This window comes from Natronococcus sp. A-GB7, from assembly GCF_029688865.1.
In the GTDB taxonomy this organism is placed as follows: domain Archaea; phylum Halobacteriota; class Halobacteria; order Halobacteriales; family Natrialbaceae; genus Natronococcus.
In genome coordinates this window covers 154,627-180,003 of record NZ_JARUKV010000003.1, presented here as the reverse complement: position 1 = coordinate 180,003, position 25,377 = coordinate 154,627, and the positions used below count along the sequence as shown (strand labels likewise).

The following is a 25,377-nucleotide window of genomic DNA, read 5'->3' as shown; positions in this document are numbered from 1 at the left end:
AATCTCTCCGGACGGCTAGTGGGCGTCGAATGACGGTAGAACGATCTCACACGCTCGAACTCGACCCCCCGGGAACGGTCGGGCTCCGGGCCGCGTTTTTCGTCCTCTGGGGGATCGACATGGTCGCCGCCACGCTGTTCTTTCTGGTACCCTACGCGACCGAACTCAATCCCGTTACCGTGCTGTTCTACGAACTGCTCGGCCTGCCGGGCGTCGCCGTCGCCGCGATCTGTTACGCCGCGATCGTCGTCGCGATCGGACACCTCCTCTCCGATCCGATCGACCGTCGGTTCGTCGGCGGGATGGTCGCCGTCTACCTCGTGCTCGTGACGAACAACGTCATCCTGCTGCTGTCGGGGAACTCCCCGATCGCCGCCTAACCGTTCGGCCGGGACCGGAGCTTTATCCCGTATGCCGACTCACAATCGACCGATGAACCGATGACCGGACCGGTTCCCGAACTCGACGACCGAGCGCTCGCGTGCGCACGACACCTCCGTGACTGCGATCGAGTGCTGCTCGCCTCCCACATCGACGCCGACGGACTGACCAGCGCCGCGATCGCCGCACGGGCACTCGAGCGCGCGGGGATCCCCTTCGAGAGCGTCTTCGAGAAACAGCTCGACGAGGCCGCGATCGCCGACATCGCCGCGACCGACTACGACACCGTGTTGTTCACGGACTTCGGCAGCGGCCAGCTCGATATCATCGGCGAGTACGAGGACGCGGGCGCGTTCACGCCGGTCATCGCCGACCACCACCAGCCCGCCGACCACGAGACCGACTACCACCTCAACCCGCTGCTGTTCGGGATCGACGGCGCCTCGGAGCTGTCGGGTGCGGGAGCGAGCTACGTTCTCGCGCGGGCGCTCGCCGAACTCACGGCCGGAACCGACGACGACGGCGGACCGATCACGGCGGCGGACGGAGGAACCGCGACCGCACGCGCCGACAACCGCGACCTCGCCGCCCTCGCGGTGGTCGGCGCCGTCGGTGACATGCAGGCGTCCGGCGGCGAACTCCACGGCGCCAACGAGGGCATCGTCGCCGAGGGCGTCGAGGCCGGCGTCGTCGAGACCGGGACCGACCTCGCGCTGTACGGCAAACAGACCCGCCCGTTGCCGAAGCTCCTCGAGTACGCGACCGACGTCCGCATCCCCGGGATCTCGAACGACCAGCGCGGGGCCCTCTCGTTTCTCGACGGGCTCGGCCTCGAGTTACAGTCCGACGGCGAGTGGCGCTGCTGGGCCGAGCTGACCAGGGAGGAACAACAGACCGTCGCCAGCGCCCTCGTCAAGCGAGCCGTCGAGCGGGGCGTCCCCGCGTCGAAGATCGACGGGCTCGTCGCCACCAGCTACGTGCTCAGCGAGGAGCCGGTCGGCACGGAGCTACGGGACGCCAGCGAGTTTTCGACGCTGCTGAACGCGACCGCCCGCTACGAGCGAGCCGACGTCGGCCTCGGCGTCTGCCTGGGCGATCGGGAGGGCGCACTCGAGCGCGCTCGCAAGCTCCTGCGCAACCACCGCCGAAACCTCTCGGAGGGGATCGACCTCGTCACCGAGGAGGGCGTCACCCACGAGGCACACGTCCAGTGGTTCCACGCCGAGGATCGCATCCGCGAGACGATCGTCGGGATCGTCGCCGGGATGGCGATGGGCAACGACGGGATCAGCCGATCGAAGCCGATCCTCGCGTTCGCCGAAAAGGGTGGAGACGATGACGACGGAGCCGAGACCGACGTCGAGGAGATCAAGGTCTCGGCCCGTAGTACCCACAGTCTCGTCCGGAAGGGACTGGATCTCTCGCGGGTAATGGGCGAGGCCTCGCGGGCGGTCGGCGGCGACGGCGGGGGCCACGACGTCGCCGCCGGTGCGACGGTTCCGAAGGGGGCGGAGGCGGAGTTCGTCGAACGGGCCGACGAGATCGTCGGCGACCAGCTCGGTTAGGAGCGGTCCATCGACGCCGGCACCGTCGGCACCAGCGGCGCACGCGAGGTCAACAGATACGTCGACTTCCGGACCGCTCCCTTGGCGTACTGGATCGAGCTTTTGTACACCGGCGTGCGCTTGCCTCGGATCTGGGTCCGTCCCTCGAGGATGGCGTCGATGAGGTCATCGCCGTCGATCTCGGCTTTGGTGGGGTTCGCGGCGTCCGGTGTGACGAGGATCTCGGTGTAGGCGCGGCCGACGTTCGGCAGGTAGTGAGCGTCGCTGGCGCCGATCTCGGGGTACTCTCGCCGTCTGGCGAACGTTCGTGCTCGGCGGTTGCGGTAGCCGGTAAACAGCATCGAGTTGTAGACCTCGATCGCGTCCGCGTCCTCGATGTGGCGCTTGCGAACGCCGTGGCGGCTGCGCTGGAACGGGTGTGGAACGATCGCGACGCCGCCGAGGTCGCGAACCGTCTCGACCGTCTCCATGAACGGCTGGCCCGGATCGGGTCGCTCCTCGACGCCGATCGCCAGCAGGTGGCCGTGTCGCGTCGATACCTCGACACCCGGAATTCCGACGAGGCCGTACTCCGGCGCGATCTCGGCGGCCCGGAGTGACTCACCGATCTCGTCGTGGTCGGTGATGACGACTCCGTCGAGCCCGATATCCGCCGCGTGCTCGAGAACGAGCTCGATCGGTTCGTGACCGTCGTAGGAGTCGTCCGAGTGAACGTGAAAGTCGATGGCGAAAGGGATCTGAGCTGTCATGAGACCTCTCGAGTAGCGTCCGTTGTACACGGTAGTTCGGTCGGTCGCATAAGCGCTCCGCCACGCCTCGCCGACGGATTCTATATCGTAATATACAATTTATTGGCTCCGTCCGGAGCCGACTGCCTCACCACGAGAGACCGATGGCGGCGAACTCGCTTCTGACCCGACCGGTCGTAGAAACTGCAGTGGCCGTAACTGGATGCGAACGGCCGAGTAAGAGGTCATTACGGCGGACACGAGTCCGGGCCCTCAGCGGGAACCGTCCGGAATCGCGTCGCCGAGCGAGACGCCGTCCAGAACGGTCCGAATCTCGAGCGGGTCGGTCCGGTTCTCGAGGCGGTCGTGCAGTCGGGACATACACTCGAGCAGTCCCTCGACGGCCGCCTGCCGGGTCGGCACGCGACCGATGCACTCGGTAATCGCCCGGTCGTCGAGTGCGTACTGGTACTGCAGTTCCCAGCAGTGGCTCAGTCCGAGCCCGGGGTGGAAACCGTCGGCGGTGGTCCGGTCCGCAATGAGTTCGATCGGCGGTCGAGCGTGACGGTACGCGAGGTAGCCACGGCAGCACTCGACCGGCCCCCATCCCGGTGGAAGGGCTTCCGGGGGGACGGGGTGTTGATCGGATGACATCGTGGCTCGCTATCCCGGTGAGAGGGATGGTGGTGCCGCCTGCGTGTGCGTGGGTCGTATGTAGGAACCCCGTACCGTGTCAGGGTCGTTACTAGTGTCTGTGTTAACGGGGGTCAAGCGGCCGATCGTCCGACTTTTGTCCTCGCTCGCGTTCGTAGACGGTATGGCAGAGTTCGACCCCGAGAAGTTCGAGGACAAGTACGCCAACTACTTCCCCGAACTCCAGCAGGCGTACAAGAACGCGTTCAACCGGATGAACGACCGCTACGACTCCGAACTGGTCCACGCGATCGACCAGCAGGTCCTGAACGAAAGTGAACCCTTCTACGACGGAAACGGCGAGTTCCGCGTCGAACTTCCCGACGACCCCTACGACCGGGTTACGGGCGTGCTGGTCGAGGAGGACCGTTTCGAGGAGATCCTCGAGATTTACGTCGAGGAGATCGAGCGCGAACTCGAGCGAGTCTTCGAGTTCGACTGAACGGGAAGCGACGGAAGGTTTAGGGAGGTTCGCCCCCAACGGCGAGACATGAGCACCGAAACTCAGGACGGAGACGACCTCGAGGACCGCGTCTCGAACTTCCTGCGACGGAACTTCCCGCAGATCCAGATGCACGGCGGCTCGGCGGCGATTCAGGACCTCGACCGCGAGTCCGGCGAGGTCACCATCGCGCTCGGTGGCGCCTGCAGTGGCTGTGGAATTTCGCCGATGACGATCCAGGCGATCAAGAGCCGAATGGTCAAGGAAATTCCCGAGATCGAGAAGGTCAACGCCCACACCGGTATGGATGGCGGCGACGACATGGGTGGCGGCATGGAGCCGTCGTTCCCCGGCGAGACCGTCGACGACGGCGAGGCCGACGAAGGACCCGAGGCTCCGTTCTAAGGCGTCGTTTCGATCCGTTCTCGTGTTTTCGCTCGAGTCGAGAGCTGCCGGACTCTACCGCAGACCACGTCCCCGTTCCCACGCTCGCACGAGCGCCGCGAGCGTGCGATTCGTCGGGACCTCGAGCCCGTGTTCGACCGCTCGCTCGAGAACGTAGCCGTTGATCGCGTCGATCTCGGTTCGGCGTTCCGCGAGGACGTCCTGGCGCATCGAGGAGGTGTTCGCCGCCGTCTCCTCGACGACTCGCTCCGTCGCCGCGAGCGCCTCGCGGTTCGAGAGCCCGACGCCCTCGGCACGGGCGACGCGGGCCGTCTCGCGGGTCGCCCCTCGAGCGAGGTCGGCAGCCGGCTCCTCGAGCACCGCCGCGTTCTCGGTCGCGGTCAGCGCCGTCACCGGGTTGATCGCAGCGTTGACCGCGAGCTTCTCCCACAGCCGACGGGGCATCGCCTCGGAGACGGTCGCTTCGAGCCCGGCCGAACGGAAGGCGTCGGCGGTACGGTCGGCGATCGCGGATTCGCCCCCGCGACGGTCGCCGAGGACGAGCTCACCGATACCGGTACACTCGACGATCCCCGGCTCCCGCAGGACGGCGCCGTAGGAGGCCGTCCCGGCGAGGACGGGCTCGTCCAGCGCATCGGCGAGCACCGTCTCGTTTCCCATCCCGTTTTGCAGGGAGAGGACGGCGTCGAACGCCCCCGTCGCGAGCGTTTCGGCGGCCCCTCTCGTGTCGTAGGATTTCACCGTCACGACCGCGAGGTCGGCCGCGAGTCCAGCCCCGTCGGTCGTCGCCCGCGGCTCGACCGTCGCCTCGAGCTCGCCCTCGAGGACGAGCCCGCGCTCTCGAACGGCCGTAACGTGGCTCTCGCGACCGACGAGCGTTACCTCGTGGTCGCGCGCGAGGACGGCGCCGACGAGGCTCCCGAGGCTGCCGGCGCCGAAGATGACGATCTGCATCGCTCGAGGGTGGTTTCGGAGCGGTGAAAACGATTGTCGTTAGTCCTCGGTCCAGTAGTACAGATCCTCGCGATCGGCGCCACAGGACGGACAGCTCTCGGGTAGCTCGGAGTTGAGCCGTCCCATCTCGCCACACTCCCAGCAGCGCCACATCAGCTCCGCCTCGCCGAACTCCTTGCCCGATCGGACGTGCTCGACGCTCATCCCCTCGAGGCCCTCTCGAGCCGTGACGTAGAATCCGTCCTCGTCGAACCCGCGGACGCGGCCGACCTGCGTTCCGTCCTCGGTGTAGATCCTCGTCCCGAACCCGAGACGGGGCGTATCCTGTTCTTCGGTCATACCCATCCCCGACGCTCCGGACGAACATAAAGGACGTACGGTCTTCGGACGGACTGAGTGTCCCGTTCTCGAGAGCGTTCTGTGCGCTGCAGAACAACTGCCAACACAGATATAAATCACTAGACGCGATACCAATTCCAGCTGGGCCCGATCACGGTCGGACGAGAGCGAAGCGACTACCGAACGACAACGGTGGAGGCTCCGGCATCAGCCCTCCGAAAATCGAAATTCCCGGCGAGACGCTCGAGCCAGGCGTGACTCGTCACTTGACGCCTAGCGCGTCGGCCATCACGTCGGCGATATCGGTGTTGTCCCGCGCTCGGTCGAAGAACTCGGCGTTCGGCCCGTCGGCGTACAGCGGCACGTCGACGCCTGTGTGACCGTGAGAGGTGAAGTCGATCAGCATCTGTCTGTTGAGCATGTCTCGAAGCGCAGGAACCTCGGCGTACAGTGGACCGAGATCGATCGCTCGGTAGATATCGGCGTCGGAATGGTTTCGATCCACGTCCTCGAGTTCGATTCCGGCGACTTCGGACATGACGGTCTGGAGGTCTGCAACGTCCTCGACGTCCTCGTCGATCGCGGGTACGATCCCCTCGGTGACGCTGGCCTGGAGCGCGTCGATCATCTCGTAGTCGACGTTGTATATCCCGTCGCGACCGAGCGAGAAGCCGCCACACTCGTGGTCCGCTGTCGTTACGACGGTCGTCGGTGCCGTCCCATCGTCCCGCGCGAAGTCGAGGCAGGTGCCGACGGCTCGGTCACCTTCGAGCTGTTCGTCGAGGATCGCCGGATCGTTTTTGTGTCCGCAGTGATCGACCCGTCCCGCCTCGACCATGACGAAAAAGCCCTCGTCGTTCCTCGAGAGCAGATCGAGGGCCTTCTCAGTCATTTCGACCAATCCCGGCTGGGTCGTGTCGGACTGGCGATCGAGGTAGTAGTTCAGGTGGCTGTCGTCCTCGGTGAAGAGTCCGAGGACGGGTGTCTGATCCACGTCACCGAGTTCGTCGGCGGTCTCGACGATCTGATAGCCGTTCTCTTCTGCGGCACCCAGCAGGTCCCGCCCGTCGTCGCGCTGGTCGGGATCGAAGTGGGCCTTTCCACCGCCCAACAGGACGTCGACGTCGGCCTCGTCGATGTACTGCTCGGCGATCTCGTCCTCCATCGACCGGTGGGGGACGTGGGCGGCGAACGCCGCCGGCGTCGCGTGGGTGATCCGCGTGGTCGTCACCAGCCCCGTCGCGAGCCCCGCATCGCTGGCCGCCTCGAGGATCGTCTCGACGGGAACGAACTCGCCGTCCTCGTTTCTGATGCCGCCGATCGCGCCGTTGTACGTCTTGACCCCGGCACCGATCCCGGTGGCCGAGGCGGCACAGTCGATCGCGCCAGGACTCGTCGCTCCAGCCGCCGAGTCGATGACGATCTCGTTGGGATCGTCGGGGAAGACGGTCATCGTCCCGTGGGCCTCGTGGCGGTCCATGTGCAGCGGCGTCTCGGACGGATCGGCGTTCAGCGGGAACTGCTCTGCATCCTCCTGGTAGGCCTTGAGGTAGCGAGCGCCCGTGACCTGAGTCGGGCCCATCCCGTCGTGAATGAAGGTGATCGCGTTTCGACACTCCTCCGTGCGGTCCGAATCACTCTTCTCGTCGCTGTCGTCGGCAGCCGCTCGGCCGGAGAGGGCAGCACCCCCGGTGAGTGTACCGACTCCCTTGATGAACGATCGCCGCTCGGTTGCGACCGACGGGAGCGCCTCCGGGTCGGGAGCGATACTACCACTACAACAGTTGTCGTGGCCCATAGCAGGGAGACAACACACCACGGTATCGGATTTTTGCCTTCAGTCTACTGGTAAATATAGCACCGACAGGAGATCGACGAACGAACTCACAAAGTTACATGAAGTCCTCTATTCCCGACTGCTTGTTCTTGTCGTTCTCGAAGATGCTCTCGAGGGACTTCTCGAGCACCTCGAGGCGCTGTTTCGTGTAGTCCTGGCAGTCGTACTCGTCGGCAACCTGGATCGCGGTCTGCATGTACTTGTTGACCGACCCCTGGTGGACCGTAAGGTTGACGCGGCCGCCACACTCCCGACAGTCCCCGGTCAGGGGCATCCGGCGGAACTTCTCGCCGCAGTCGAGACAGCGGGTCTCCTGGCGAGAGAAGGCCCGCAGGTTCCCGATCAGATCCGGCAGGAAGTGGTACTCGATCACTCGCTCGGCGACGTCGGTCTCGTCGACGGCCCGGAGCTTCCGGGAGAGCTCGAGCTGGGCGTCCATCTTCTCCATCATCGACCCGAGCGTCTTGTACGCCGACAGGTCGGGCCCCATCGCGATGTCGGTGACGTCGTGGGTGTGTTCGAACCCGGTGTACTCGCCGTCGGTGCCCAGCGTGTCCTCGCCGATCCGAATGTCGACCTCGCCGGGGTCGGCCTGCTCCAAGGTCGCCTCGTAGAACTCGCGAGGGTACTGCGAGGCGATGTCCATGTTGTGGGCCTCGTCGTCGATCTCGGAGGGGTCGATCCTCGAGGACATGACCAGAGGTGCGTCCATCTTCCCCCCGCGCTGGTTTGGCAAGAAGCTTTCACTAAAGTTCAATAACCCGTCCATGAGGAGCATTACGCAATCCTCGTCTCCGTCGCAGTTGCGGCGTTTCGCGGCGTGAAAGTACGGATGCGCGTATCCGACTGCCGCGCTCGTGAAACCGATCACTCTCCCGACAGTTGCGGCGCTCGTGTGCGGCGCCATCCCGAACACCAGCTCGCCGACGAGCTCCTGTCGATCCTCGAGCTCGTAGAACGGCTCGAGCCCGTAGTACTGCTCGAGCAGATCGTCGATGAAGTCGGCGGTCTGCATCATGTGCTCGGCGGCGCCGTCCGAGAGGACGATATCCTGCACCTTCAGCTCGACCAGCTGGTCCTCGTGGACGAGGGGGTCGCCGTGGATGTCCGCCTCGTAGCCGAGCGCCTGAAGCTGGCCGACGTCGACGTCGAGTTCGGTGGCCCGTACGGAGGTGACGGGCAGGTCGGTCATGTCGTAGCGGACGGTGCCGTCCTTGAACGACGAGACGTCGTGTTTCGCTCGGAGAACACCCTTCTCGATCGGTTCGGGAACCTTCGTCGTCGACGTGAGTCCCTTCACGCCCTTGAGGATCTCGAAGGCGTTCTCGCGCTCGCCGACCGACTCGAGGGCATCGCGGTACTGTTCGTTGAGGTCGACCTCGCGGCGCTCGACGCAGGTCGCCTCGACCTCGCAGTGGCCACACTCGACGCGACCCGCCTCGTCGGGTTCGATCTGCGTCTCGCAGTCGGGACAGCGGTAGTCGGGCGTCGTCCGTTCGTTGCAGTCCGGACACCGATTCTTGAACGTCTCCGTCCCGCAGTTCTCGCAGCGCTGGCGACCGATCTCGAGTTCGACGACGCCGGGCGTATCGGACATCGTCTCGGCGTGTTTGGCCGCGTCGGCGACGTTGCGCTGTGGACCCCCGGCCTCGCCGATCGGGAACAGGGTGTGGACCGGCGGGCTCAGGTCCCGGCGCTCCGACTTTTCGGGTCGTCCCATCCGATTGCCGACGCGCGTGGGCGCACGCTCTCGAACCGCGAAGGGCGCGACCTCGTTGACCGCCTCGACGGCGTTGTCGCCTTCCTCCTCGTGGCCCCACGTGCGGGCGCGCTCGGAGAGATCGTCGTCGCTCCAGGTGCGCTCGAGTTCGACGGTCGGACGTCGATCCCGGGCGTCGGGGTCGGCTGCCGCGCCGTCGGCGACCGTTTCTCTGGGCTCACAGCCCACAGTGTGAGCGAACGGTTTCCAGTCGTCGATCTCGATCCGGCCGTCGTCGGGACGCTGGCGGTGCTCGACGATGATCGCCTCGAGGGCCTCGCGGACGGTCTCGTCGTGTGCGAGGACGAGCGTTCCGGCGCCTTCGTCGGGGCGCTCGACCCGACCGTTCGCGACCGCGTCGGCGAGCGTACGGAACTCCGCGACGGAGATGTCGTGCCAGAGGTAGGTGTACTGGGGGTGAAGCGGTGCGTCGTACGCTGTGGCCCACTCGAGGGCCCGGTCGGCGTCAGGGTTCTCGAGATCGATCCGGGGATCGTCCTCGAAGGCCTGAACGTCCGCACCCGCAGCCTCGAGATCCTGGATCCACCACTCGAAGACGTACGAGGCCGGCGAGAGCGGGTGGTTGTTCTCGACGAACTCGCCGTAGTTGACCAGGTACTCCCCGGCGTCGAGGATCCGCTCGACGCCGTTTCTGATCTCGAGGGCCTCCTGGGGGTCGTCGATCCGGCGGACGTCGCCGTTGGCCAGTTTGACCGTCGGGCCGTCGATCGTGTCGACGGGGACGATTCCGTGGGCCTTGCCCGGCCGCTCGGTCTTGATCTGGGTTCCGGTCGCGAGGAAGTCGTCGAGGAGGTGCATCGTCGCGGGGTGGATCCCGCCGGTCGCAAAGCCGTGGTTACGCGCACGGCCGTACCGGAGCCGAAAGCCGCCTTCGGCGCTCGGATGAGAGAAAACGGGACGGCCGGCGATCAGATCCCGGAGGAACTTCTGGGACGGCTTCGCTCGGACGGGGCCCTCGGGTTCGGCCGGCTCCGTCTCGCGCTCGTCGTCGCCGTCGGACTCCTCGTCCGGTTCGTTGCCCTCGTCTTCTTCCGCGTCGGCCGCGTCGTCTGCGTAGTTGCCGTCGATGAGGTCCTGCAGCCAGGGCCAGTCGATCTCGTCGAGCGCGGAGGTGTAGCGCTGAATCTTCGGGGCCTTCAGCGCGATCCCCTCGGCCAGGACGAGACACATCCCGCCGCGGGCGTTGTTGGTATCGACGCGCTCCAGGTCCCGAAAGCCCGACACCTCCTCGTCGCCGGTAGCCTCCCCGTCTAACATGATCGGAAGGTGTTTGGCGATGAACTTCGTCTCCTTGTCCTTCGGGGTGTACTGCAGCCCCGTCTCCTTGTCGTAGAGGCCGATCTCCTCGGCGTAGCGCTCGACCTCCTCCTGGCGCGCGTCGTACTGTTCGATCCCGACGAGCGCGCGCGTGTAGTCGGCGACGAGCACCGAGAGTGCCTGTGCGGTCCCGCCGGCCGAGCGGATCGGCCCCGCGTAGTAGACGTTGACGAACTCGGTGCCGTCGTCGTTCTCGAGCAGTTCGACCCTGTCGATCCCCTCGATGGGGGCGGCGACGACGCCTTCGGTGAGCAGGGCGACTGCAGTGCGGACCGCCCCCTCGACCTTGCCGGCTCTCGTCTCGTAGTCGCCGACTCGCCCCTCCGCGAAGTCCTCCGCGAGTTCGAGGGCGGCCTCCTCGCGGCTCATCTCGCCCTCGAGGTCGCGGACGCGCTCGGCGACGCCGTCGATCCCGAGGATGTTCTCGACGCGGTCGGCCATGTCCTTGGCAACCGGGATCTCGACTTCGGGTTTCGGATCGCCGCCGCGTTCTTTGGCCCGCTCGGCGACGTCGAACGCGGTATCGAGCTGGGACTCGAGTCGCTCGAAGTAGCGTTCGTCTTCCTCGCGCATCTCAGAGCCGGGAGCCGGGTTCGGTCGTCTCGTCGTACTCGCCCTCGAGGCTACCGGCGTGCTCGTCCCTGATCTCGACGGCTCGATAGTTCATACGACACTACTGTGTCGGCCGGGAGAAAAAGCGCACCGGTCACAGCCGACTTCGTCGGTGTCGAACGCGCCTCGTTCGCTCGAAGGGGGAAATCGGCCTACCAGCGGCACCACACATATAAAATTATAAAAAATCATATATGGATGAACAAGGTGTGTGAACACAAGAGACCTACAGTGTACAAAGGTGTCTCCGCGGGCGGTACTCGTTCACCATAAACCAAAACATATATAGTTTGTCTCTACGGCCATTACTGTGAGAATGGCAAACAACCAGCAGGTATGGACCCGACGGCACATGCTCGCCTCGGGTGCTGCGGTTTCCGCAGCGGCTGTTGCAGGGTGCATCGGTGGGAACGGCGACGACGAAAACGGCAACGGTAACGGTGAGGACGAGGTCGCAGATATCAGCGAGTACCAACACGACGGGGAAGAGCCCGACGACCAGGACCGGAGCGACTCCCTCGAGTTCCTCCAGCCGGCCGACAGAGACGAAGACTTCGACCCTGTCGTCACGTTCGACTCCTACAGCCAGCAGGTCGTCAACCTGGTGTTCGACGGCCTCTACGAGTGGGACGACGGCCTCGGAGTCGAACCGAAGATCGCCGACGGGATGCCCGAGGAAGACGACGACGGCGAGACGTACTACATCGACATCCAAGAGGGTATCGAGTTCCACAACGGCGACGAGGTCACCGCAAGCGACGCCGCCCACTCCTTTACCGCACCGGTCGAAGAAGAGACACAGAACGCGGCGACGTACGCGATGATCGAGTCGGCCGAGGCGATCGACGACTACTCGCTCGAAGTTAACCTCGAACACCCCTACGGGCCCTTCACGCTCTCGACAGTCGTGATCAACGTCGTTCCCGAGGACCTTCGAACGGAGGACACCGACGCGTTCAACACGGATCCGATCGGCTCCGGTCCCTTCCAGTTCGCCGACTTCCAGGAAGGGGAGTACGTCGAACTCGAGCGCTGGGACGACTACTGGGACGAGCCCCAGCCGTACGTCGAGCAGATCCGGTTCGAGGCGACCCCCGACGACGCGAACCGCGTCGCACAGATCCTCGCCGGCGACACCGACGTCATCGACACCGTGCCCGCGACGGAGTGGGACGAGGTCGACGGCGCGGACGGCGTCCGGATCCACGGCTCGCGCAGCCCGTCGTACATGTACCTAGCGTTCAACTGCAACGAGGGAGAGACGACCGATCCCGACGTGCGCCGCGCAGTCGGTCACTCGTTCTCAATGCAGGATTTCGTCGACGACCACCTCGGCCCCGCAGCCGACGCGCTCTCGAGCCCGGTCCCGCAGATCACTAACGAGGAAGGTGAGTGGGACTTCCCAGTCGACGACTGGCAGGAACAGATGCCCGAGTACGATCCTGACCAGGCTCAGGAGCTGCTCGAGGAAGCCGGCGTCCCCGACGACTGGGAACCGCGCATCATCGCGCCCGAGGGTGGACCGCGCGAGGCGCTGGCCGAGCGGATCGGGTCGCGGCTCAGCGAGATCGGATACGGAGCGGACGTTCAGGGGATGTCGTTCGCGACGCTCGTCGACACCTATCCGACCGGCAACGCCGACGACTACGAGATGTACCTGCTGGGCTGGACCGGCGGTCCGGACCCCGACGTCTACTACTACAACCTCTTCCACGAGAGCCAGGAAGGCGTCGGGCAGGGTCACTTCTACGAGGGCCAGGGCGAGTTCCACGACAACATCATGAACGCCCGCCAGAGCGCCGACCAGGAGGAACGGCGTGAGCTGTACATCGACGTTACCGAGGAGATCATCGAGCAGATGCCGGTGCTGCCGGCCTACTCCGAGCACAACACGATGGCCGCTCGCGAGGAGGTCAAGGACCTCCACGCACATCCCTCGGTGAGCTACAACCCGCGTATCGTCTCCGAGTACCAGAACACCTGGATCGACGAGTAGCGTCACCGGGTGTCGAATTCGATTCCTCGATGCGTAACCCGTTCCACACGGAAGGAATTAAATAACCGAAATAATAATCCGATTACAGTCCGATATATGGGACTCCTTCGCTACACGACCTATCGACTCGTTCAGGCAATCCCGGTTCTGATTGGTGTTTCTATCCTTACCTTCGCTCTCGCCAACCTGACCCCCGGCGATCCGGTCAGGCTCATGCTACAGGGACAGGAAGCCGATCAGGAGACGATCGAGCGGATCGAAGCACAGTACGGACTCGACCAACCGATACACGAGCGGTATCTCACCTACATGGGCGGTCTCGTGCAGGGTGATATGGGCCATAGCTTCCACCGGAACGCGTCCGTCGCCGAGCTGATCACTAACCGGATCGGTCCAACCCTGTTGCTCGTGCTCTCGGCGTACGTGTTCGCGCTCGCCACGTCGATCCCTCTCGGTATTATCGCCGCCAAGCGACGCAACGACCCCTTCGATCACGTCTCGCGCATCGTCGCGCTGTTCGGCGTGAGCACGCCATCGTTCTGGATCGGGATCATGCTGATCCTGATTTTTGCAGTCCAGCTCGGCTGGTTGCCCTCCAGCGACCTCGTCTATCCGTGGTGGTCGCCGGAGACGTACGGCCACGACGGATACGGCGAACACTTCTACCAGGTGATACGCCATCTGCTGTTGCCGATGATCGCACTCGGGACGCTCCAGATGGCGACCCTGATGCGGGTCGAACGCACCCAGATGATCGAGTCCCTGCAGGGGGAGTACGTCAAGCTCGCGCGAGCCTACGGCGTCCCCGAACGGACGATCATGCGGAAGCACGCGTTCCAGGTCGCTCAGCTGCCAATCATTACGATCGTCGGACTCAACCTCTCGACAGCGCTGGGGGGCTCCGTCCTCATCGAGTTCGTCTTCGACATCAACGGGCTCGGACGGCTGTTCTACGAGGCGATCATACAACTCGACTATCAGCTTATCATGGGAATTACGATGATCATCGCGACGATGTTCGTTATCGGTGTCGTCATTACCGACATCGCGTACGCGTACATCGATCCACGCGTCACGTACGGGGAGAGTGAGTAATCATGGCAGTAGGTGAATCACAGGTCGGAAGCGGATCCGAACCGGCCGAAAAGGGAGTCGAGCCAGACACCGGGTGGCGAAATACCGTCAGGAAAATAAAACAGGACACGACTGCCCGCTGGGGACTGTACGTTATCGGGTTCGTTCTCGCGATCACGACCTACACGCTCGTCGATGGCAACCTCTCCCGGCTCACGTTCGGCGCGATGTCGGACTTTACGTTCGCCGAGGCGCTCCCGTTCTTCGAACATCCCGAACGGCTGCCGGCACCGGGCGAGGCCGAGACGAACCAACCGCCTGTGTTCCACGCCGACGGCTCGCTCTCGCACCCGCTGGGTACCGATCCGAACGGTCGGGACTACTTCACCCGAATCGTCTACGGAGCCCAGGTATCGGTTACCGTCGGGATCGCCGCGACGTTTCTCGGACTGGTCGGCGGCACGGCCGTCGGGGCCGTCGCCGGCTACTACGGCGGCTGGGTCGACGACGCGCTGATGCGTGCCGTCGAGACGGTGTACGCGATCCCACCGCTGATCCTCATCATCGTCTTTACCGTCTTCGTCAGCGGCGGCAGTCCGGACGTCCGGTTCGCGATCGTCGGCGTTGGACTCGCGTTCGTGCCGGTGTTCGCTCGGATTATCCGCAGCGAGGTGTTGTCCGTCCGCGAGATGGACTACATCGAGGCCGCGCGGGCGGCCGGAGTAAAGGACCGAAACATCATCCTCCGGCATATTATCCCCAACAGCTTCGCGCCGGTGATGGTGTACGCCACCCTGCAGATCGGCGTGACGATCCTCATCGTCGCCGGCCTCTCGTTCCTCGGATTCGGGGCCCAACCCCCGACGCCGGACTGGGGCGAGATGCTCAACACCTCTCACGGCTACATGCACTCGAACGTCTGGCTGTCAATCTGGCCGGGACTGGCGATCATGATCACGATTATGGGGTTCAACCTCTTCGGAGACGGTCTCCAGGACGCTCTCGACCCACGACTTGAGGACTAACAATGAGTTCCGAACCACTACTTCGCGTCGAAAATCTCAAGACGCAGTTCTTTACGAACGCTGGTACAGTGCGGGCAGTCGACGGAATCTCCTTCGAGGTTCACGAGGGCGAAATCGTCGGCCTCGTCGGGGAGAGCGGCGCCGGGAAGAGCGTCGCCTCGATGAGCCTGCTGCGGCTCGTCGAACACCCCGGCGAGATCGTCGCCGGCGAGATTACCTACAAGGGCGAGACGCTCTTCGGACTCGAGGAGGGTCCCGACGGCGAACTCCGCGAGCGCGAGGACATGCTCTCGAACAAGGCGGTACGCGACCGGATCCGTGGCAACGAGATCGCCGTCATCTTTCAGGATCCGATGGAGTCACTCAACCCCGTCTTCACGGTTGGGGGACAGATCCGGGAGTTCATCGAGCTCAACCGCGACCTCTCCGGCAAGGAAGCCAAGCAGGAGGCGATCGATATGCTCCGAGAGGTCGGCATTCCCGATCCCGAGGAGCGCTACGAAGAGTATCCCCACCAGTTCTCCGGCGGGATGCGCCAGCGGGTGTTGATCGCAATGGCGCTGGCCTGCGAGCCGAGTCTCATCATCGCCGACGAGCCGACGACAGCACTCGACGTCACGGTCGAGGGTCAGATCATCGACCTCGTCGACGACCTCCAGGAGAAGTACGGCACGAGCTTCGTCTGGGTCACCCACGACATGGGCGTCGTCGCGGAGATCTGCGACCGGGTCAACGTCATGTACCTCGGGGAAATCATCGAGCAGGCGCCGGTCGACGAGCTGTTCTACGACACCAAACACCCCTACACGCAGGCGCTGTTGAAGTCGATGCCTCGGCCCGACCGCACGGTCGAGGAACTCGAACCGATCGAGGGTGTGATGCCGGAAGCGATCTCGCCGCCATCGGGCTGTCGGTTCCACCCGCGCTGTCCCGACGCCAGAGAGGTCTGCCAGCGGGTGCATCCGGAACCCAAGGAGGTAGACCGCGCCGACGGCTACCCGCACAACGCGGCCTGCGTCAAACACGACGTCTTCGACGTCGGCTACGACGAGAGCCCGCCGCTCGAGAAAGAGCCACAGCTAACCGCGAGCACGCCGGGAGGTGAAGACGGTGAGTAGTCCGGCCGACTCGGGAACGGCAAGCGAGACCAGTCATGGCGAGCCGCTGGTCCGGGTTCGGAACCTGAAGAAGTACTTCAACCAGGACTCGGGACTCCTGAGCGGGCTCTCCTTCGACTCGAGCCAGTTCCCGCCGATCGAAGTCGGCCAGCAACAAGTCAAGGCCGTCGACGACGTGGACTTCGAGATCCGCCGGGGCGAAACCCTGGGGCTCGTCGGCGAGTCGGGCTGCGGGAAGAGTACGCTCGGTCGGACGCTGTTGCGGCTACTCAAGCCGACGGAGGGAACGATCGACTTCAAGGGGCAGGATCTGGCGGAGATGAGCGGCGAAGAACTCCGGCAGAAACGGTCGGAGATCCAGATGATTTTCCAGGATCCTCAGGCCTCGCTCGACCCGCGAATGAAGGTCGGCAAGATCGTCGAGGAGCCGATGCAAGCCCACGGAATGTTGGACGGCGAGGGCCGCGAGCAGCGGGCGAAGGAGCTGCTCGAGAAGGTCGGGCTCGACCCCCATCACTACAACCGCTACCCGCACGCGTTCTCCGGTGGACAGCGCCAGCGGGTCAACCTCGCGCGAGCGCTGTCGGTCGATCCGGAGTTCATCGTCTGTGACGAGCCCGTCTCGGCGCTCGACGTCTCGATTCAGGCCCAGGTGCTGAACACGATGGAGGAGCTTCAGGAGGAGTTCGGCCTGACTTACCTCTTTATCGCCCACGACCTCTCGGTGATCCGCCATATCTCCGATCGCGTCGCGGTGATGTACCTGGGGAATATCGTCGAACTCGCCGACAAAGAGGAACTGTTCGAGAACCCCCAGCATCCCTACACGCGGGCGCTGCTCGACTCGATCCCCGTCCCCGACCCGCGGGAGCGAGACGCCCGGGGCGTTCTCGAGGGTGAGGTGCCGAGCCCGATCGATCCGCCCTCGGGCTGTCGGTTCCGAACCCGGTGTCCGCGCCTGATCGCTCCCGAGGGGTACGAGTGGACCGACGAGGAGTGGGGCCACACGCGGGCGTTCATGCGGTCGGTCAAGCGCCGAACGTTCGAGCCGATGCCCGCGGGCGAGCTCCGCCAGGAGTTCTTCGGCGGGAACCTTCCCCGCGGCGAGGCCGGTGAGATCGTCGCGGAGGCGATCGATCTCGTCGCGACCGATCCCGACGCGGCGTCCGAGGACGTCGCCGACGATCACGACGACTGGAGAGAGGCCCGCGAGCTCCTGCTCGAGTCGTTCGCCCGCGAAAGTATCTGTGCGACCGAGCGGCCGGCCTACGAGGTTCAGCCGGAGTACGGTACCGATACCCACTTCGCAGCCTGTCACCTCCACCGCTGATCCCCGGCGACCTTCTCCGAGGCGCGTTCCGATCCGTGAGCCGTGCGCTCGTTAGGTCCGATAACTCTGCTCGCCGCCGTTTGATAGGGTGAGACGTATCCCGTGGGAACTAGTATACAGCACTATCTTTGGTGGTATAAAGTCTTAAGCGGCCAGGGCCAGTATTAACTCGTGAATGAGTAAGATTATGTCCATCCTGACGACGACCGCCGTGTTCGGTGCGAAGGCGCGACGAGCGATCGACAACTCGCCGGAGTTCACCGGCGTTCAGACGAGCGACGACGGCCGACCCGAAATGCAGGCTCCGGCCGGCGGGATGCTAACCGGGTAGTCGACGGTCGCACTCGAGAGGAGTCGACGGACGATCGACGTAACGGGTTCTTTTAACGGAGCGTGACGGTGGTGGTGGCAGTCGGTCGGAACGTCCCCTCGTGGGTCGCCACGAAGACACGGATCTCGTACTCGCCGGGATCGGGAACGACCGACTCGCGGGGCCCGTTCTCGTGGTGTCGCTCGAATCGACCGTTCCAGACGAACGACGTTCGCTTCCGTTCCCCGCCGGCGAACGAGAAGGAACTCGGCCGGCTGCGGGTGTAGCGATTCTCGTCGCTGGCCTCGAGGAGTCCGTCGACCGTCCACCCCCACCGGCGCTGCTCGGGGGTCGGGATATCGATCGGCACCGGCAACGGATTCTTGAACTCGACGGTGATCTCGACGGAGTCGTCGCGGTCGTAGACCTGGCGGTCGGTTTCGACGGAGACGCGGAGCAGTCGTCGCGCCAGCGCCGTCGGAACCAGCGCGGCGAGGAAGTTCGCGGTCGTATACCGGGAGTCGTCGGCGTCGGCACCGGATCGTTCGCTCCGGTCGCTCCGTGGGGTCGGTCCAACCATCTATGGAGAAGGAGGTGCCTGAGGCGCAAATACTGTGGGGAGACGGGCGGCCACTCGCGAAACTGTGGCTTACTGCATCGACGGCAGCGTCGGCGCGTCGTCGGCCCGCATCGAGAGCCATGCGTCGTCCGTCGAGACGTCCGCGATAACGTAGCGGTCACCGGACTCGGTCGGATCGACCGCACCGACGACCGTCTCGTCACCGACGAGAGTGACATCAGATGACATCATACATGAATGTGAATGCCTCCCACATATAAACGCGTCGGATCGGTCCGTTCGCCGTCTGCACGAGGTCGGGCGCACCCGTCCGCAGGTGAAACACTGGGTTTATACTCATTTTCGCCGTACCGGGTACCATAATGAACGTAGCCGACGCGATGACGCCGCGGGAAGACGTGGTGACCGTCGAGTTACCAGGCACTCGCGAGGACGTCCTCGAGTACCTGCAGGAACAGTCGTTCTCGTCAGTTCCGGTCGTCGCGGAGGAAGGGGGCGAGGTGGAGTACCGCGGGCTGGTCTCGCGGGACGTCCTGATCGAACAGCCCGACGAGGACCAGCTCGTCATGCTGATGGACGACGTGCCCTCGACGACGGCCGACACCTCCCTCGAGGAGGTCGCCCGGCTGATGTTCGACGAGGGTGAGCGACGAATCCCGGTGGTTGATGGGGCGTTCGAGGGGATCGTCACGGTGACCGACGTCGTCCACGCGATCGCGACCGGCGACCAGGAGACCGACGACACCGTCGAGGGCCACTCGAGCGGGAACGTCAACACGACCTACGAGGGTGCGCCGCTGCCGGTCGCCGAGCGCGAGCTGTACTACGCGAACGTTCCCTACACCGTCGCGCTGGACGACGACGGAAAGATGAGCGGCGTGCTCACGGAGGTCGATATCATCGACGTCGCCCGCATCGTCGAGGGCGAGGAGGAGACTGGCGACAACTTCCCAGACCAGGACGCCCAGTGGTCCTGGGAGGGAATCAAGGGCGTCGGGAGTCGTTACCTGCCGACGCGGGACATCGAGATCCCGAACGGCTCCGTCCGGGAGTTCATGAGCGAAGACGTGGTGACGGTCTCGGCGCAGACGTCGATCCAGGACGCCGCACAGAAGATGATCAGCAACGACATCGAACAGCTCCCGATGGTGACGGGCGAACAGCTCGTCGGCGTCGTGCGAGACGTCGACCTCCTGGAGGCGCTCTATGAGTGAGGCGAACGACGCGACGGACCAGCCCACCAGCGAGAAGCTGGTCGAACTCGCCAAGCGTCGAGGCTACTTCTTCCAGTCCTCGGGCGCCTACGGCGGCGTCGGCGGCTTCTACACGTTCGGTCCGCAGGGCGCGTCGCTGAAGGGGAACGTCGAGGACGCCTGGCGCGACCGCTTCGCCGTCGCGGAGGGCAATATGGAGATCGACGCGCCGACGATCATGCCCGAGCCGGTCTTCGAGGCGTCGGGCCACCTCGAGGGGTTCGACGACATGCTGATCGAGTGTCCGGAGTGTGGCGAGAGCAGCCGTGCAGACCACGTCGTCGAGGACAACACCGAGTACGAGGACGCCGAGAGTCTCCCCATTCCGGAGGTCGAGGAGGTCATCGCCGAGTACGAACTCGTCTGTCCCGCCTGTGGCGCGGGGCTGGCGGGCCAGGCCGTCGAGACGTTCAACCTGATGTTCGATACGAACATCGGCCCCGGCGACTCCCAGCCGGGCTACCTGCGCCCCGAGACCGCACAGGGGATCTTCGTCGAGTTCCCGCGCCTGAAGGAGTACGCCCGCAACCAGCTTCCCTTCGGCGTCACCCAGATCGGGCGAGCCTACCGCAACGAGATCAGTCCGCGCAGATCCATTATTCGGACGCGGGAGTTCACCCAGGCCGAACTCGAGTACTTCGTCGATCCCGAGGAGGACGAACCACCCCTCGAACGCGTCGAGGACGTCGAGGTCCGCCTGTACCCCGTCAGCGAGCAGAACGACGAGGACGGGGCGGAGATCGAGACGACGATCGGTGCGGCCGTCGAGGAGGGGATCATCGGCGACGCATGGGTCGCGTACTTCCTCGGGATCGCCAAACCGTGGTACGAGGCCGTCGGCGTCGACATGGATCGGTTCCGGTTCCGCCAGCACCTCTCGGGCGAGCGGGCCCACTACGCCGCGGACTGCTGGGACGCAGAGAGCGAAATCGATGGGAACTGGATCGAGATGGCCGGCTTCGCCAACCGGACCGACTACGACCTCTCGAAACACGAGGAGTACTCCGAGGACCGCTTTACCGTCTTCAAGCAGTACGACGAGCCCAAGACCGTCGAACGGGCGACCGTCGATCCCGACATGAGCTTCCTCGGGCCGGAGTTCGGCGGCGCAGCCCAGGACGTCGTCGCCGAGCTCGAGGCCCTCGCGGAGCGCGACCGATCGGCATTTGAGGGCGACAGCGTCGAGATCGAACTCGAGGGCGAAACCCACGAGCTCCCCGTCGAGAAGACCGGGTTCTCGGTCGACGAGGAGACGATCGCCGGCGAGCACGTCACGCCCCACGTGATCGAACCCTCCTTCGGCGTCGATCGGGTCGTCTACACCGTGCTCCATCACGCCTACAGCGAGGACGAGGTCGACGGTGAGGAGCGAACCTACCTCGAGCTCGACCCCGAGGTCGCGCCCACCTTCGTCGGCGTCTTCCCCCTACAGAGCGACGACGAGCTCGAGGCCGTCGCGAACGACGTCGTCGACGACCTCCGCGAGGCGGGCCTATCGATCACCTACGACGACTCTGGTAACATCGGTCGGCGCTACCGCCGCCAGGACGAGGTCGGCACGCCGTTCTGCGTGACGATCGACTACGAGACCGTCGAGGCCGAGGAGACGACCGTCACCGTCCGCGAGCGGGACTCGACCGACCAGAAGCGACTGTCCGTCGACGACCTCGCCGAGACGCTGGCCGCGATCCGGAACGGCGACCGCGAGTTCGAGGCGCTGTAGCGTCGCCATCTCTCGAGGTCGACCTGAGGCGACGGCCACCGATACAGCGATTGTCGCAGTATCCTTATTTTATTGGCCCTCATACCGTATTCGAATGTCAGGCGAGACGTACTCGGTGGATCATCGGGTGAGCGCGGACGACGCGGTTCACAGCAGCTGGGACAACAACCTCGAGCCGGCGCTGACGGTCGAGCCGGGCGACGTCGTCCGATTCGACTGTCGGGACGCGACGAACGGACAGCTCGGCCCCGGCTCGACGGCCGAGGATATCGCGGCGATCGACGTCGAGCCGATCCATCCGCTGACGGGACCGGTCGCGATCGAGGGGGCTCGGCCAGGCGACGTCCTCGAGGTCGAACTGCTCGCCCTCGAGCACGAGGGGTGGGGACAGACGCTGATCCTGCCCGGAGCGATGGAGCTCGGACTCCTGGCCGACGAGTTTCCGGAGCCGGATCTGTACGTCTGGGAGCTCGAGGACGGCGTCGCCCGGTTCGTCGACGGGATCGAGGTCCCGATCGATCCGTTCCCCGGCGTGATCGGTGTCGCACCCGCCGAGGAAGGGGCCCACAGCACGTTCCCGCCGCGGTCGGTCGGCGGAAACCTCGATATCAAACACCTCACGGCGGACTCGAGGCTGTTCCTCCCCGTCGCCGTCGAGGACGCGCTGTTCTCGGTCGGCGACTGCCACGCGGCACAGGGCGACGGCGAAGTCTGTGGCACCGGGATCGAGGCGCCGATGACGGTGACGTGTCGGTTCAGCCTTCGTTCGGAGATGTCGATCGAACAGCCTCAGTTCGAGACGACGGGGCCGTTCACGCCGACCGGTCGGGACGAGCCGATGTACGGGACGACCGGGGTCGGCGACGATCTGCTCGAGGCGTCGAGAGCGGCGATTCGCCAACAGATCGACCACATGGTGGCCGAACGCGGACTCGAGCGAGCGGAGGCGTACATGCTGTGTTCGGCCGCCGTCGACCTGAAGGTCAGCGAGGCGGTCAACGCCCCGAACTGGGTCGTCTCGGCGTACCTGCCGGAGAGTATCTTCCCCGAGGAGCGTCGGCGGTCGCACGAACTCGAGCGGTAGCACCGTGATCGAGGCGGAGGACCCCCGAATCGGCGGATTCCGTTGTGGTGGGAGCCTGTGGAACACACATATTCGTTGGGACCGTACCGGCGACATGATCCCGTTTCGAGTCATCCCGTTGCCAGTCGATTGCCCTACCGCGGAGCGTCGGCGTCGCCGACCGGGGGTGGATCGGTGAACGACCGATCGACGGACGGCCGTTCCGAGGAGGGATCGACCGAAGAGTGGGGGGACGAACGGGCGTGTACACCACCCGAGGATCTCGCCCGACGGGTGTTCGACGTGAATCCGGTCGGCACTATCGTCGTCGATTCGACGGGGGAGATGGTCTTTGCGAACGAGCGGGCGGTGGCGACGCTCGACCTCTCGCGGGATGAGATCACCGACCGAACGTACGACTCGGGCGAGTGGAACATCTACTACGACGACGGGCGGCCCGTTCCGGACGAGGAGAATCCCGTGAGTCGCGTCTTCGAGACCGGCGAACCGGTGTTCGGATTCGAACACTGGATCGAACTGTCCGACGGCTCCGAGCGGTGGCTCTCGAGCAACACCGCTCCCGTTCCGAACGAGGAGGGAGACGTCGAGTACGTCGTCGTCGCGTTCGAGGACGTGACGCAGCTGAAGCGACGCGAGAAGCGACTGACCAGCGACCACGTCCGCCGACTCGAGTTTCGTGCCAGCGAGTCGGCGGTCCCGCCGTCGCTCCGGATCGAGGGCGGCGAGACGCGAATCGAGATCGACTCTATCGTCCCGTTGCCCGACGGGACGACCGTCCAGTACATGGGAACGTCGGATCTCTCGGCGAGCGACTTCGTCACCGCCGTCGAGGAAGTGCCCCACTACATCGACGTTCGGCTGCTCAGTTCGATCGGTGGCCACAACCGCGTCGAAGCCCAAGCCGAGTCGACGACGGTCGCACAGGTCTTTCCCTCCCTCGGCGGTCGCGCCCGAACGATCGTCATCGCTCCGGACGAAGTGCGGTTCCTCGGGGAGCTTCCGGGCGACGTCGACCCCCGGCTGGCCGCCGACGGGATCCGGGAGTTTCACCCGGACGTTGAACTGGTGTCGGAAGATCTCGTCTACTCGCCGCACCTGCTGTACGACGTCGTCGCCGACGCGCTCACCGAGCGCCAGCTCGCCGTGCTCGACGCCGCGTACTTCGGCGGTTATTTCGACACGCCGAGAACGAGCACCGGCGACGAACTGGCAGATCGGTTCGGCGTGACGCGACAGACGTTCAACCAGCACCTTCGCAAGGCCCAACGGACGGTGTTCCGTCACCTCTTCGAAAAGTCGGGTGCGGAGGCACGCTGACTGGTCAGCGTCCCCCCTTACCACGACGTCAGTCATAAGAGGGAGCCGTGAACGATAATACGACCGAATCCGATGTGACGTCCGCTGCGGGGCTCGGTGAGGACGTCGTGGGATACGACCCAACCGCCGACGCATCGTACGCCCGTTTCGGCACCGATTACACCACCGCCGTCATGGCGATCGTCGAGACCGTCGCGGCCGTTACGAACCGCAAGAGCGAGGATCTGTCGCCGCTGTTTGCGACCGTCGATCCCGAGGCGCTCGTCGACCTCGTGGCGTCGAACCGTGACACGCCCGTCGAGGTGACCTTTTCCTACGAGGGCTGCCAGGTGACGGTCTCGAGTCGCGGCACCGTCGCCGTCGAATCGCCGGACGAGTGAGCTCCAGGCGACGCTCGAGAATCGGGCTCCGAGTCCCGTCGGATCGGTCGCAAACGTAACCGACGGACTGAAGGTACCGTCTTTCGAGGATTGCGGTGATGGCCGACGAACTGAAGCGCCGTCTCGTCCACTCGAGCGGGGCGGGGCTGGTCGCGCTGTACCTCCTCGCTAGCTTCCTCGAGCTCGGACTTACCTGGGACCGGTTTCGCGTGCTGATGGTGATCCTCGCGCTCGGCGTCATCGGCCTCGAGTTCCTCCGACTACGTGTCGGGCTCGACTGGACGATCTACGACAAGCTCACCCGCGAGTACGAACAGGACCAGTTCGCCGGCTACGGCTACTACATGGTCAGCATGGCGGTCGCCGTGCTCCTCTTCCAGCCCGCGATCGCCCTTCCCGCCATGTTGATGCTGGCGATCGGCGACCCGATCAGCGGCGCGGTCTCGGACGACACCCTCAAGACCGTTAAGGGGCCGAAGGTGCTCGTGACGATGTTCGTCGTCAGCGCCGTTCTTGCCGCCCCCTTCCTCTACGAGGCACCCCTGGCCGTGCTCGCCGCGGCGGTGGGGGCGACGATCGCCGACGGCGTCAAGGTGCGGATCGGCGAGTTCATCGTCGACGACAACCTCACCATCCCGATCTACGCGAGCGTGCTGGCGTATCTGGCACTCGAGTTTCTGTAGCAACAAGTGGGTGCAAGGGTCGGTATTCGGAGTCGGTCGTCGTCGATCACGACCGCTCGAGGACGGCGACCACGCTCGAGGAATCACTCACGATTCCGGTCGTGGCGCGGTTGGGCCTTCCGAAGCAGGGGCCACCCAAGAGCCAGCAAACTGGCAAAAATGAGAATAAAGGCGGCACCGATCGACCCGCCCGACAGTCCGAAATAGGACAATCCGAACGTCCCGCCGATCGCCAGTGCGAGAACGGCTATGAGCACCGCGTGAACGCTCCCGAAAGCGCGGGTCGGGTTCGAATCGCCGTACATACCGGAGAGGTACATCATGTACGCAAATGTTTTGTGGAGGATCAGTCAATTATCCAAGGAACTTTGGCGAGTGGCGGTTACGATCCCTCGAGGTGAGAACCCTGCCGGCTGCGGCGCTCGCAAGACCGTAGGTCTTACGCGCACGC

At 64.8% G+C, this 25,377-nt stretch carries 25 protein-coding genes; 16 read left to right on the top strand and 9 right to left on the bottom strand.

Going from position 1 to position 25,377, the window contains the following annotated elements:
- The first annotated feature begins 29 nt into the window (after window positions 1-29).
- Window positions 30-380 (top strand): hypothetical protein, encoded by a 351-nt coding sequence (locus QA609_RS04275; protein ID WP_278301343.1) that lies wholly within the window; start codon window positions 30-32, stop codon window positions 378-380.
- Between the two features lie 60 nt (window positions 381-440).
- Entirely contained in the window at window positions 441-1,946 is a 1,506-nt protein-coding gene (locus tag QA609_RS04270; RefSeq protein WP_278301342.1) for a DHH family phosphoesterase, read from the top strand.
- Here QA609_RS04270 and QA609_RS04265 read toward each other — a convergent pair.
- A complete protein-coding gene (locus QA609_RS04265; RefSeq protein ID WP_278301341.1) occupies window positions 1,943-2,695 on the bottom strand; it encodes a PHP domain-containing protein in 753 nt (250 codons plus the stop codon). The two genes, QA609_RS04270 and QA609_RS04265, sit on opposite strands and share 4 nt — an antisense overlap.
- Before the next feature lie 252 nt (window positions 2,696-2,947).
- Window positions 2,948-3,328, bottom strand: a complete 381-nt coding sequence (locus tag QA609_RS04260) for a hypothetical protein (RefSeq protein ID WP_278301340.1) — start codon at window positions 3,326-3,328, stop codon at window positions 2,948-2,950.
- A 163-nt stretch (window positions 3,329-3,491) separates the two neighbouring features.
- On the opposite strand from QA609_RS04260, the gene QA609_RS04255 reads away from it, so the two are divergent.
- Together QA609_RS04255 and QA609_RS04250 are read left to right on the top strand one after the other, a co-directional pair.
- Window positions 3,492-3,809 (top strand): DUF5783 family protein, encoded by a 318-nt coding sequence (locus QA609_RS04255; RefSeq protein ID WP_278301339.1) that lies wholly within the window; start codon window positions 3,492-3,494, stop codon window positions 3,807-3,809.
- Window positions 3,810-3,857: 48 nt separating this feature from the next.
- Window positions 3,858-4,214, top strand: a complete 357-nt coding sequence (locus QA609_RS04250; RefSeq protein WP_005554935.1) for a NifU family protein — start codon at window positions 3,858-3,860, stop codon at window positions 4,212-4,214.
- 54 nt (window positions 4,215-4,268) lie between these two features.
- Here QA609_RS04250 and QA609_RS04245 read toward each other — a convergent pair whose 3' ends face one another.
- The 4 genes from QA609_RS04245 to QA609_RS04230 form a co-directional block, all read right to left on the bottom strand.
- Entirely contained in the window at window positions 4,269-5,168 is a 900-nt protein-coding gene (locus tag QA609_RS04245; RefSeq protein WP_278301338.1) for a 2-dehydropantoate 2-reductase, read from the bottom strand.
- A gap of 39 nt (window positions 5,169-5,207) precedes the next feature.
- Window positions 5,208-5,507, bottom strand: coding sequence for a hypothetical protein (locus QA609_RS04240; RefSeq protein ID WP_278301337.1), 300 nt, complete (start codon window positions 5,505-5,507; stop codon window positions 5,208-5,210).
- Window positions 5,508-5,769: 262 nt separating this feature from the next.
- Entirely contained in the window at window positions 5,770-7,305 is a 1,536-nt protein-coding gene (locus QA609_RS04235) for an alkaline phosphatase (RefSeq protein WP_278301336.1), read from the bottom strand.
- A gap of 94 nt (window positions 7,306-7,399) precedes the next feature.
- The gene (locus QA609_RS04230) at window positions 7,400-11,014 is read right to left on the bottom strand and encodes a DNA polymerase II large subunit (protein ID WP_278301335.1); all 3,615 of its coding nucleotides are present in this window, start codon (window positions 11,012-11,014) and stop codon (window positions 7,400-7,402) included.
- A 355-nt stretch (window positions 11,015-11,369) separates the two neighbouring features.
- Here QA609_RS04230 and QA609_RS04225 point away from each other — a divergent pair, with 355 nt between their 5' ends.
- The 6 genes from QA609_RS04225 to QA609_RS04200 all read left to right on the top strand — a co-directional run bounded on the left by QA609_RS04225 (window position 11,370) and on the right by QA609_RS04200 (window position 17,927).
- Window positions 11,370-13,049: an ABC transporter substrate-binding protein gene (locus QA609_RS04225; protein WP_278301334.1), complete on the top strand. Its 1,680-nt coding sequence runs from the start codon at window positions 11,370-11,372 to the stop codon at window positions 13,047-13,049.
- A gap of 96 nt (window positions 13,050-13,145) precedes the next feature.
- Window positions 13,146-14,144, top strand: a complete 999-nt coding sequence (locus QA609_RS04220) for an ABC transporter permease (protein ID WP_278301333.1) — start codon at window positions 13,146-13,148, stop codon at window positions 14,142-14,144.
- 2 nt (window positions 14,145-14,146) lie between these two features.
- Window positions 14,147-15,148: an ABC transporter permease gene (locus QA609_RS04215; RefSeq protein WP_278301332.1), complete on the top strand. Its 1,002-nt coding sequence runs from the start codon at window positions 14,147-14,149 to the stop codon at window positions 15,146-15,148.
- A gap of 2 nt (window positions 15,149-15,150) precedes the next feature.
- Window positions 15,151-16,266, top strand: coding sequence for an ABC transporter ATP-binding protein (locus tag QA609_RS04210; RefSeq protein WP_278301331.1), 1,116 nt, complete (start codon window positions 15,151-15,153; stop codon window positions 16,264-16,266).
- A complete protein-coding gene (locus QA609_RS04205) occupies window positions 16,259-17,596 on the top strand; it encodes an oligopeptide/dipeptide ABC transporter ATP-binding protein (protein WP_278301330.1) in 1,338 nt (445 codons plus the stop codon). The genes QA609_RS04210 and QA609_RS04205 overlap by 8 nt, the downstream gene beginning before the upstream one ends.
- 175 nt (window positions 17,597-17,771) lie before the next feature.
- A complete protein-coding gene (locus QA609_RS04200; RefSeq protein WP_278301329.1) occupies window positions 17,772-17,927 on the top strand; it encodes a hypothetical protein in 156 nt (51 codons plus the stop codon).
- A 52-nt stretch (window positions 17,928-17,979) separates the two neighbouring features.
- On the opposite strand, the gene QA609_RS04195 is transcribed toward QA609_RS04200, so the two are convergent.
- Both QA609_RS04195 and QA609_RS04190 read right to left on the bottom strand, forming a co-directional pair.
- Window positions 17,980-18,486: a hypothetical protein gene (locus tag QA609_RS04195; RefSeq protein ID WP_278301328.1), complete on the bottom strand. Its 507-nt coding sequence runs from the start codon at window positions 18,484-18,486 to the stop codon at window positions 17,980-17,982.
- A 69-nt stretch (window positions 18,487-18,555) separates the two neighbouring features.
- Window positions 18,556-18,717 (bottom strand): hypothetical protein, encoded by a 162-nt coding sequence (locus QA609_RS04190; protein WP_278301327.1) that lies wholly within the window; start codon window positions 18,715-18,717, stop codon window positions 18,556-18,558.
- A 131-nt stretch (window positions 18,718-18,848) separates the two neighbouring features.
- On the opposite strand from QA609_RS04190, the gene QA609_RS04185 reads away from it, so the two are divergent.
- From QA609_RS04185 to QA609_RS04160, 6 genes are all read left to right on the top strand, one after another.
- Complete coding sequence (locus QA609_RS04185; protein ID WP_278301326.1) at window positions 18,849-19,700, top strand: CBS domain-containing protein; 852 nt, start codon at window positions 18,849-18,851, stop codon at window positions 19,698-19,700.
- Complete coding sequence (glyS, locus tag QA609_RS04180) at window positions 19,693-21,462, top strand: glycine--tRNA ligase (RefSeq protein ID WP_278301325.1); 1,770 nt, start codon at window positions 19,693-19,695, stop codon at window positions 21,460-21,462. Before QA609_RS04185 ends, glyS begins: the two co-directional genes overlap by 8 nt.
- Before the next feature lie 94 nt (window positions 21,463-21,556).
- Entirely contained in the window at window positions 21,557-22,546 is a 990-nt protein-coding gene (locus tag QA609_RS04175; protein ID WP_278301324.1) for an acetamidase/formamidase family protein, read from the top strand.
- A gap of 174 nt (window positions 22,547-22,720) precedes the next feature.
- A complete protein-coding gene (locus tag QA609_RS04170; RefSeq protein ID WP_278301323.1) occupies window positions 22,721-23,863 on the top strand; it encodes a bacterio-opsin activator domain-containing protein in 1,143 nt (380 codons plus the stop codon).
- A 47-nt stretch (window positions 23,864-23,910) separates the two neighbouring features.
- The gene (locus QA609_RS04165) at window positions 23,911-24,243 is read left to right on the top strand and encodes a HalOD1 output domain-containing protein (RefSeq protein WP_278301322.1); all 333 of its coding nucleotides are present in this window, start codon (window positions 23,911-23,913) and stop codon (window positions 24,241-24,243) included.
- Window positions 24,244-24,341: 98 nt separating this feature from the next.
- Window positions 24,342-24,926: a dolichol kinase gene (locus tag QA609_RS04160; RefSeq protein ID WP_278301321.1), complete on the top strand. Its 585-nt coding sequence runs from the start codon at window positions 24,342-24,344 to the stop codon at window positions 24,924-24,926.
- Between the two features lie 83 nt (window positions 24,927-25,009).
- Here QA609_RS04160 and QA609_RS04155 read toward each other — a convergent pair whose 3' ends face one another.
- Window positions 25,010-25,231 carry a hypothetical protein gene (locus QA609_RS04155; protein ID WP_278301320.1) on the bottom strand — a complete coding sequence of 74 codons (222 nt, stop codon included), beginning with the start codon at window positions 25,229-25,231 and terminating at the stop codon, window positions 25,010-25,012.
- Window positions 25,232-25,377: the final 146 nt, after the last annotated feature.

Excerpts from the sequence above, each read along its gene's own strand:
- QA609_RS04265 (WP_278301341.1), bottom strand. The coding sequence starts at position 2,695 with ATGACAGCTCAGATCCCTTTCGCCATCGACTTTCACGTTCACTCGGAC.
- QA609_RS04220 (WP_278301333.1), top strand. The coding sequence starts at position 13,146 with ATGGGACTCCTTCGCTACACGACCTATCGACTCGTTCAGGCAATCCCG.
- QA609_RS04190 (WP_278301327.1), bottom strand. The coding sequence starts at position 18,717 with ATGATGTCATCTGATGTCACTCTCGTCGGTGACGAGACGGTCGTCGGT.
- QA609_RS04260 (WP_278301340.1), bottom strand. The coding sequence starts at position 3,328 with ATGTCATCCGATCAACACCCCGTCCCCCCGGAAGCCCTTCCACCGGGA.
- QA609_RS04250 (WP_005554935.1), top strand. The coding sequence starts at position 3,858 with ATGAGCACCGAAACTCAGGACGGAGACGACCTCGAGGACCGCGTCTCG.
- QA609_RS04245 (WP_278301338.1), bottom strand. The coding sequence starts at position 5,168 with ATGCAGATCGTCATCTTCGGCGCCGGCAGCCTCGGGAGCCTCGTCGGC.
- QA609_RS04255 (WP_278301339.1), top strand. The coding sequence starts at position 3,492 with ATGGCAGAGTTCGACCCCGAGAAGTTCGAGGACAAGTACGCCAACTAC.
- QA609_RS04275 (WP_278301343.1), top strand. The coding sequence starts at position 30 with ATGACGGTAGAACGATCTCACACGCTCGAACTCGACCCCCCGGGAACG.
- QA609_RS04230 (WP_278301335.1), bottom strand. The coding sequence starts at position 11,014 with ATGCGCGAGGAAGACGAACGCTACTTCGAGCGACTCGAGTCCCAGCTC.
- QA609_RS04235 (WP_278301336.1), bottom strand. The coding sequence starts at position 7,305 with ATGGGCCACGACAACTGTTGTAGTGGTAGTATCGCTCCCGACCCGGAG.
- QA609_RS04195 (WP_278301328.1), bottom strand. The coding sequence starts at position 18,486 with ATGGTTGGACCGACCCCACGGAGCGACCGGAGCGAACGATCCGGTGCC.
- QA609_RS04155 (WP_278301320.1), bottom strand. The coding sequence starts at position 25,231 with ATGTACGGCGATTCGAACCCGACCCGCGCTTTCGGGAGCGTTCACGCG.
- QA609_RS04175 (WP_278301324.1), top strand. The coding sequence starts at position 21,557 with ATGTCAGGCGAGACGTACTCGGTGGATCATCGGGTGAGCGCGGACGAC.
- QA609_RS04160 (WP_278301321.1), top strand. The coding sequence starts at position 24,342 with ATGGCCGACGAACTGAAGCGCCGTCTCGTCCACTCGAGCGGGGCGGGG.
- QA609_RS04240 (WP_278301337.1), bottom strand. The coding sequence starts at position 5,507 with ATGACCGAAGAACAGGATACGCCCCGTCTCGGGTTCGGGACGAGGATC.
- QA609_RS04210 (WP_278301331.1), top strand. The coding sequence starts at position 15,151 with ATGAGTTCCGAACCACTACTTCGCGTCGAAAATCTCAAGACGCAGTTC.
- glyS (WP_278301325.1), top strand. The coding sequence starts at position 19,693 with ATGAGTGAGGCGAACGACGCGACGGACCAGCCCACCAGCGAGAAGCTG.
- QA609_RS04225 (WP_278301334.1), top strand. The coding sequence starts at position 11,370 with ATGGCAAACAACCAGCAGGTATGGACCCGACGGCACATGCTCGCCTCG.
- QA609_RS04200 (WP_278301329.1), top strand. The coding sequence starts at position 17,772 with ATGAGTAAGATTATGTCCATCCTGACGACGACCGCCGTGTTCGGTGCG.
- QA609_RS04270 (WP_278301342.1), top strand. The coding sequence starts at position 441 with ATGACCGGACCGGTTCCCGAACTCGACGACCGAGCGCTCGCGTGCGCA.
- QA609_RS04185 (WP_278301326.1), top strand. The coding sequence starts at position 18,849 with ATGAACGTAGCCGACGCGATGACGCCGCGGGAAGACGTGGTGACCGTC.
- QA609_RS04215 (WP_278301332.1), top strand. The coding sequence starts at position 14,147 with ATGGCAGTAGGTGAATCACAGGTCGGAAGCGGATCCGAACCGGCCGAA.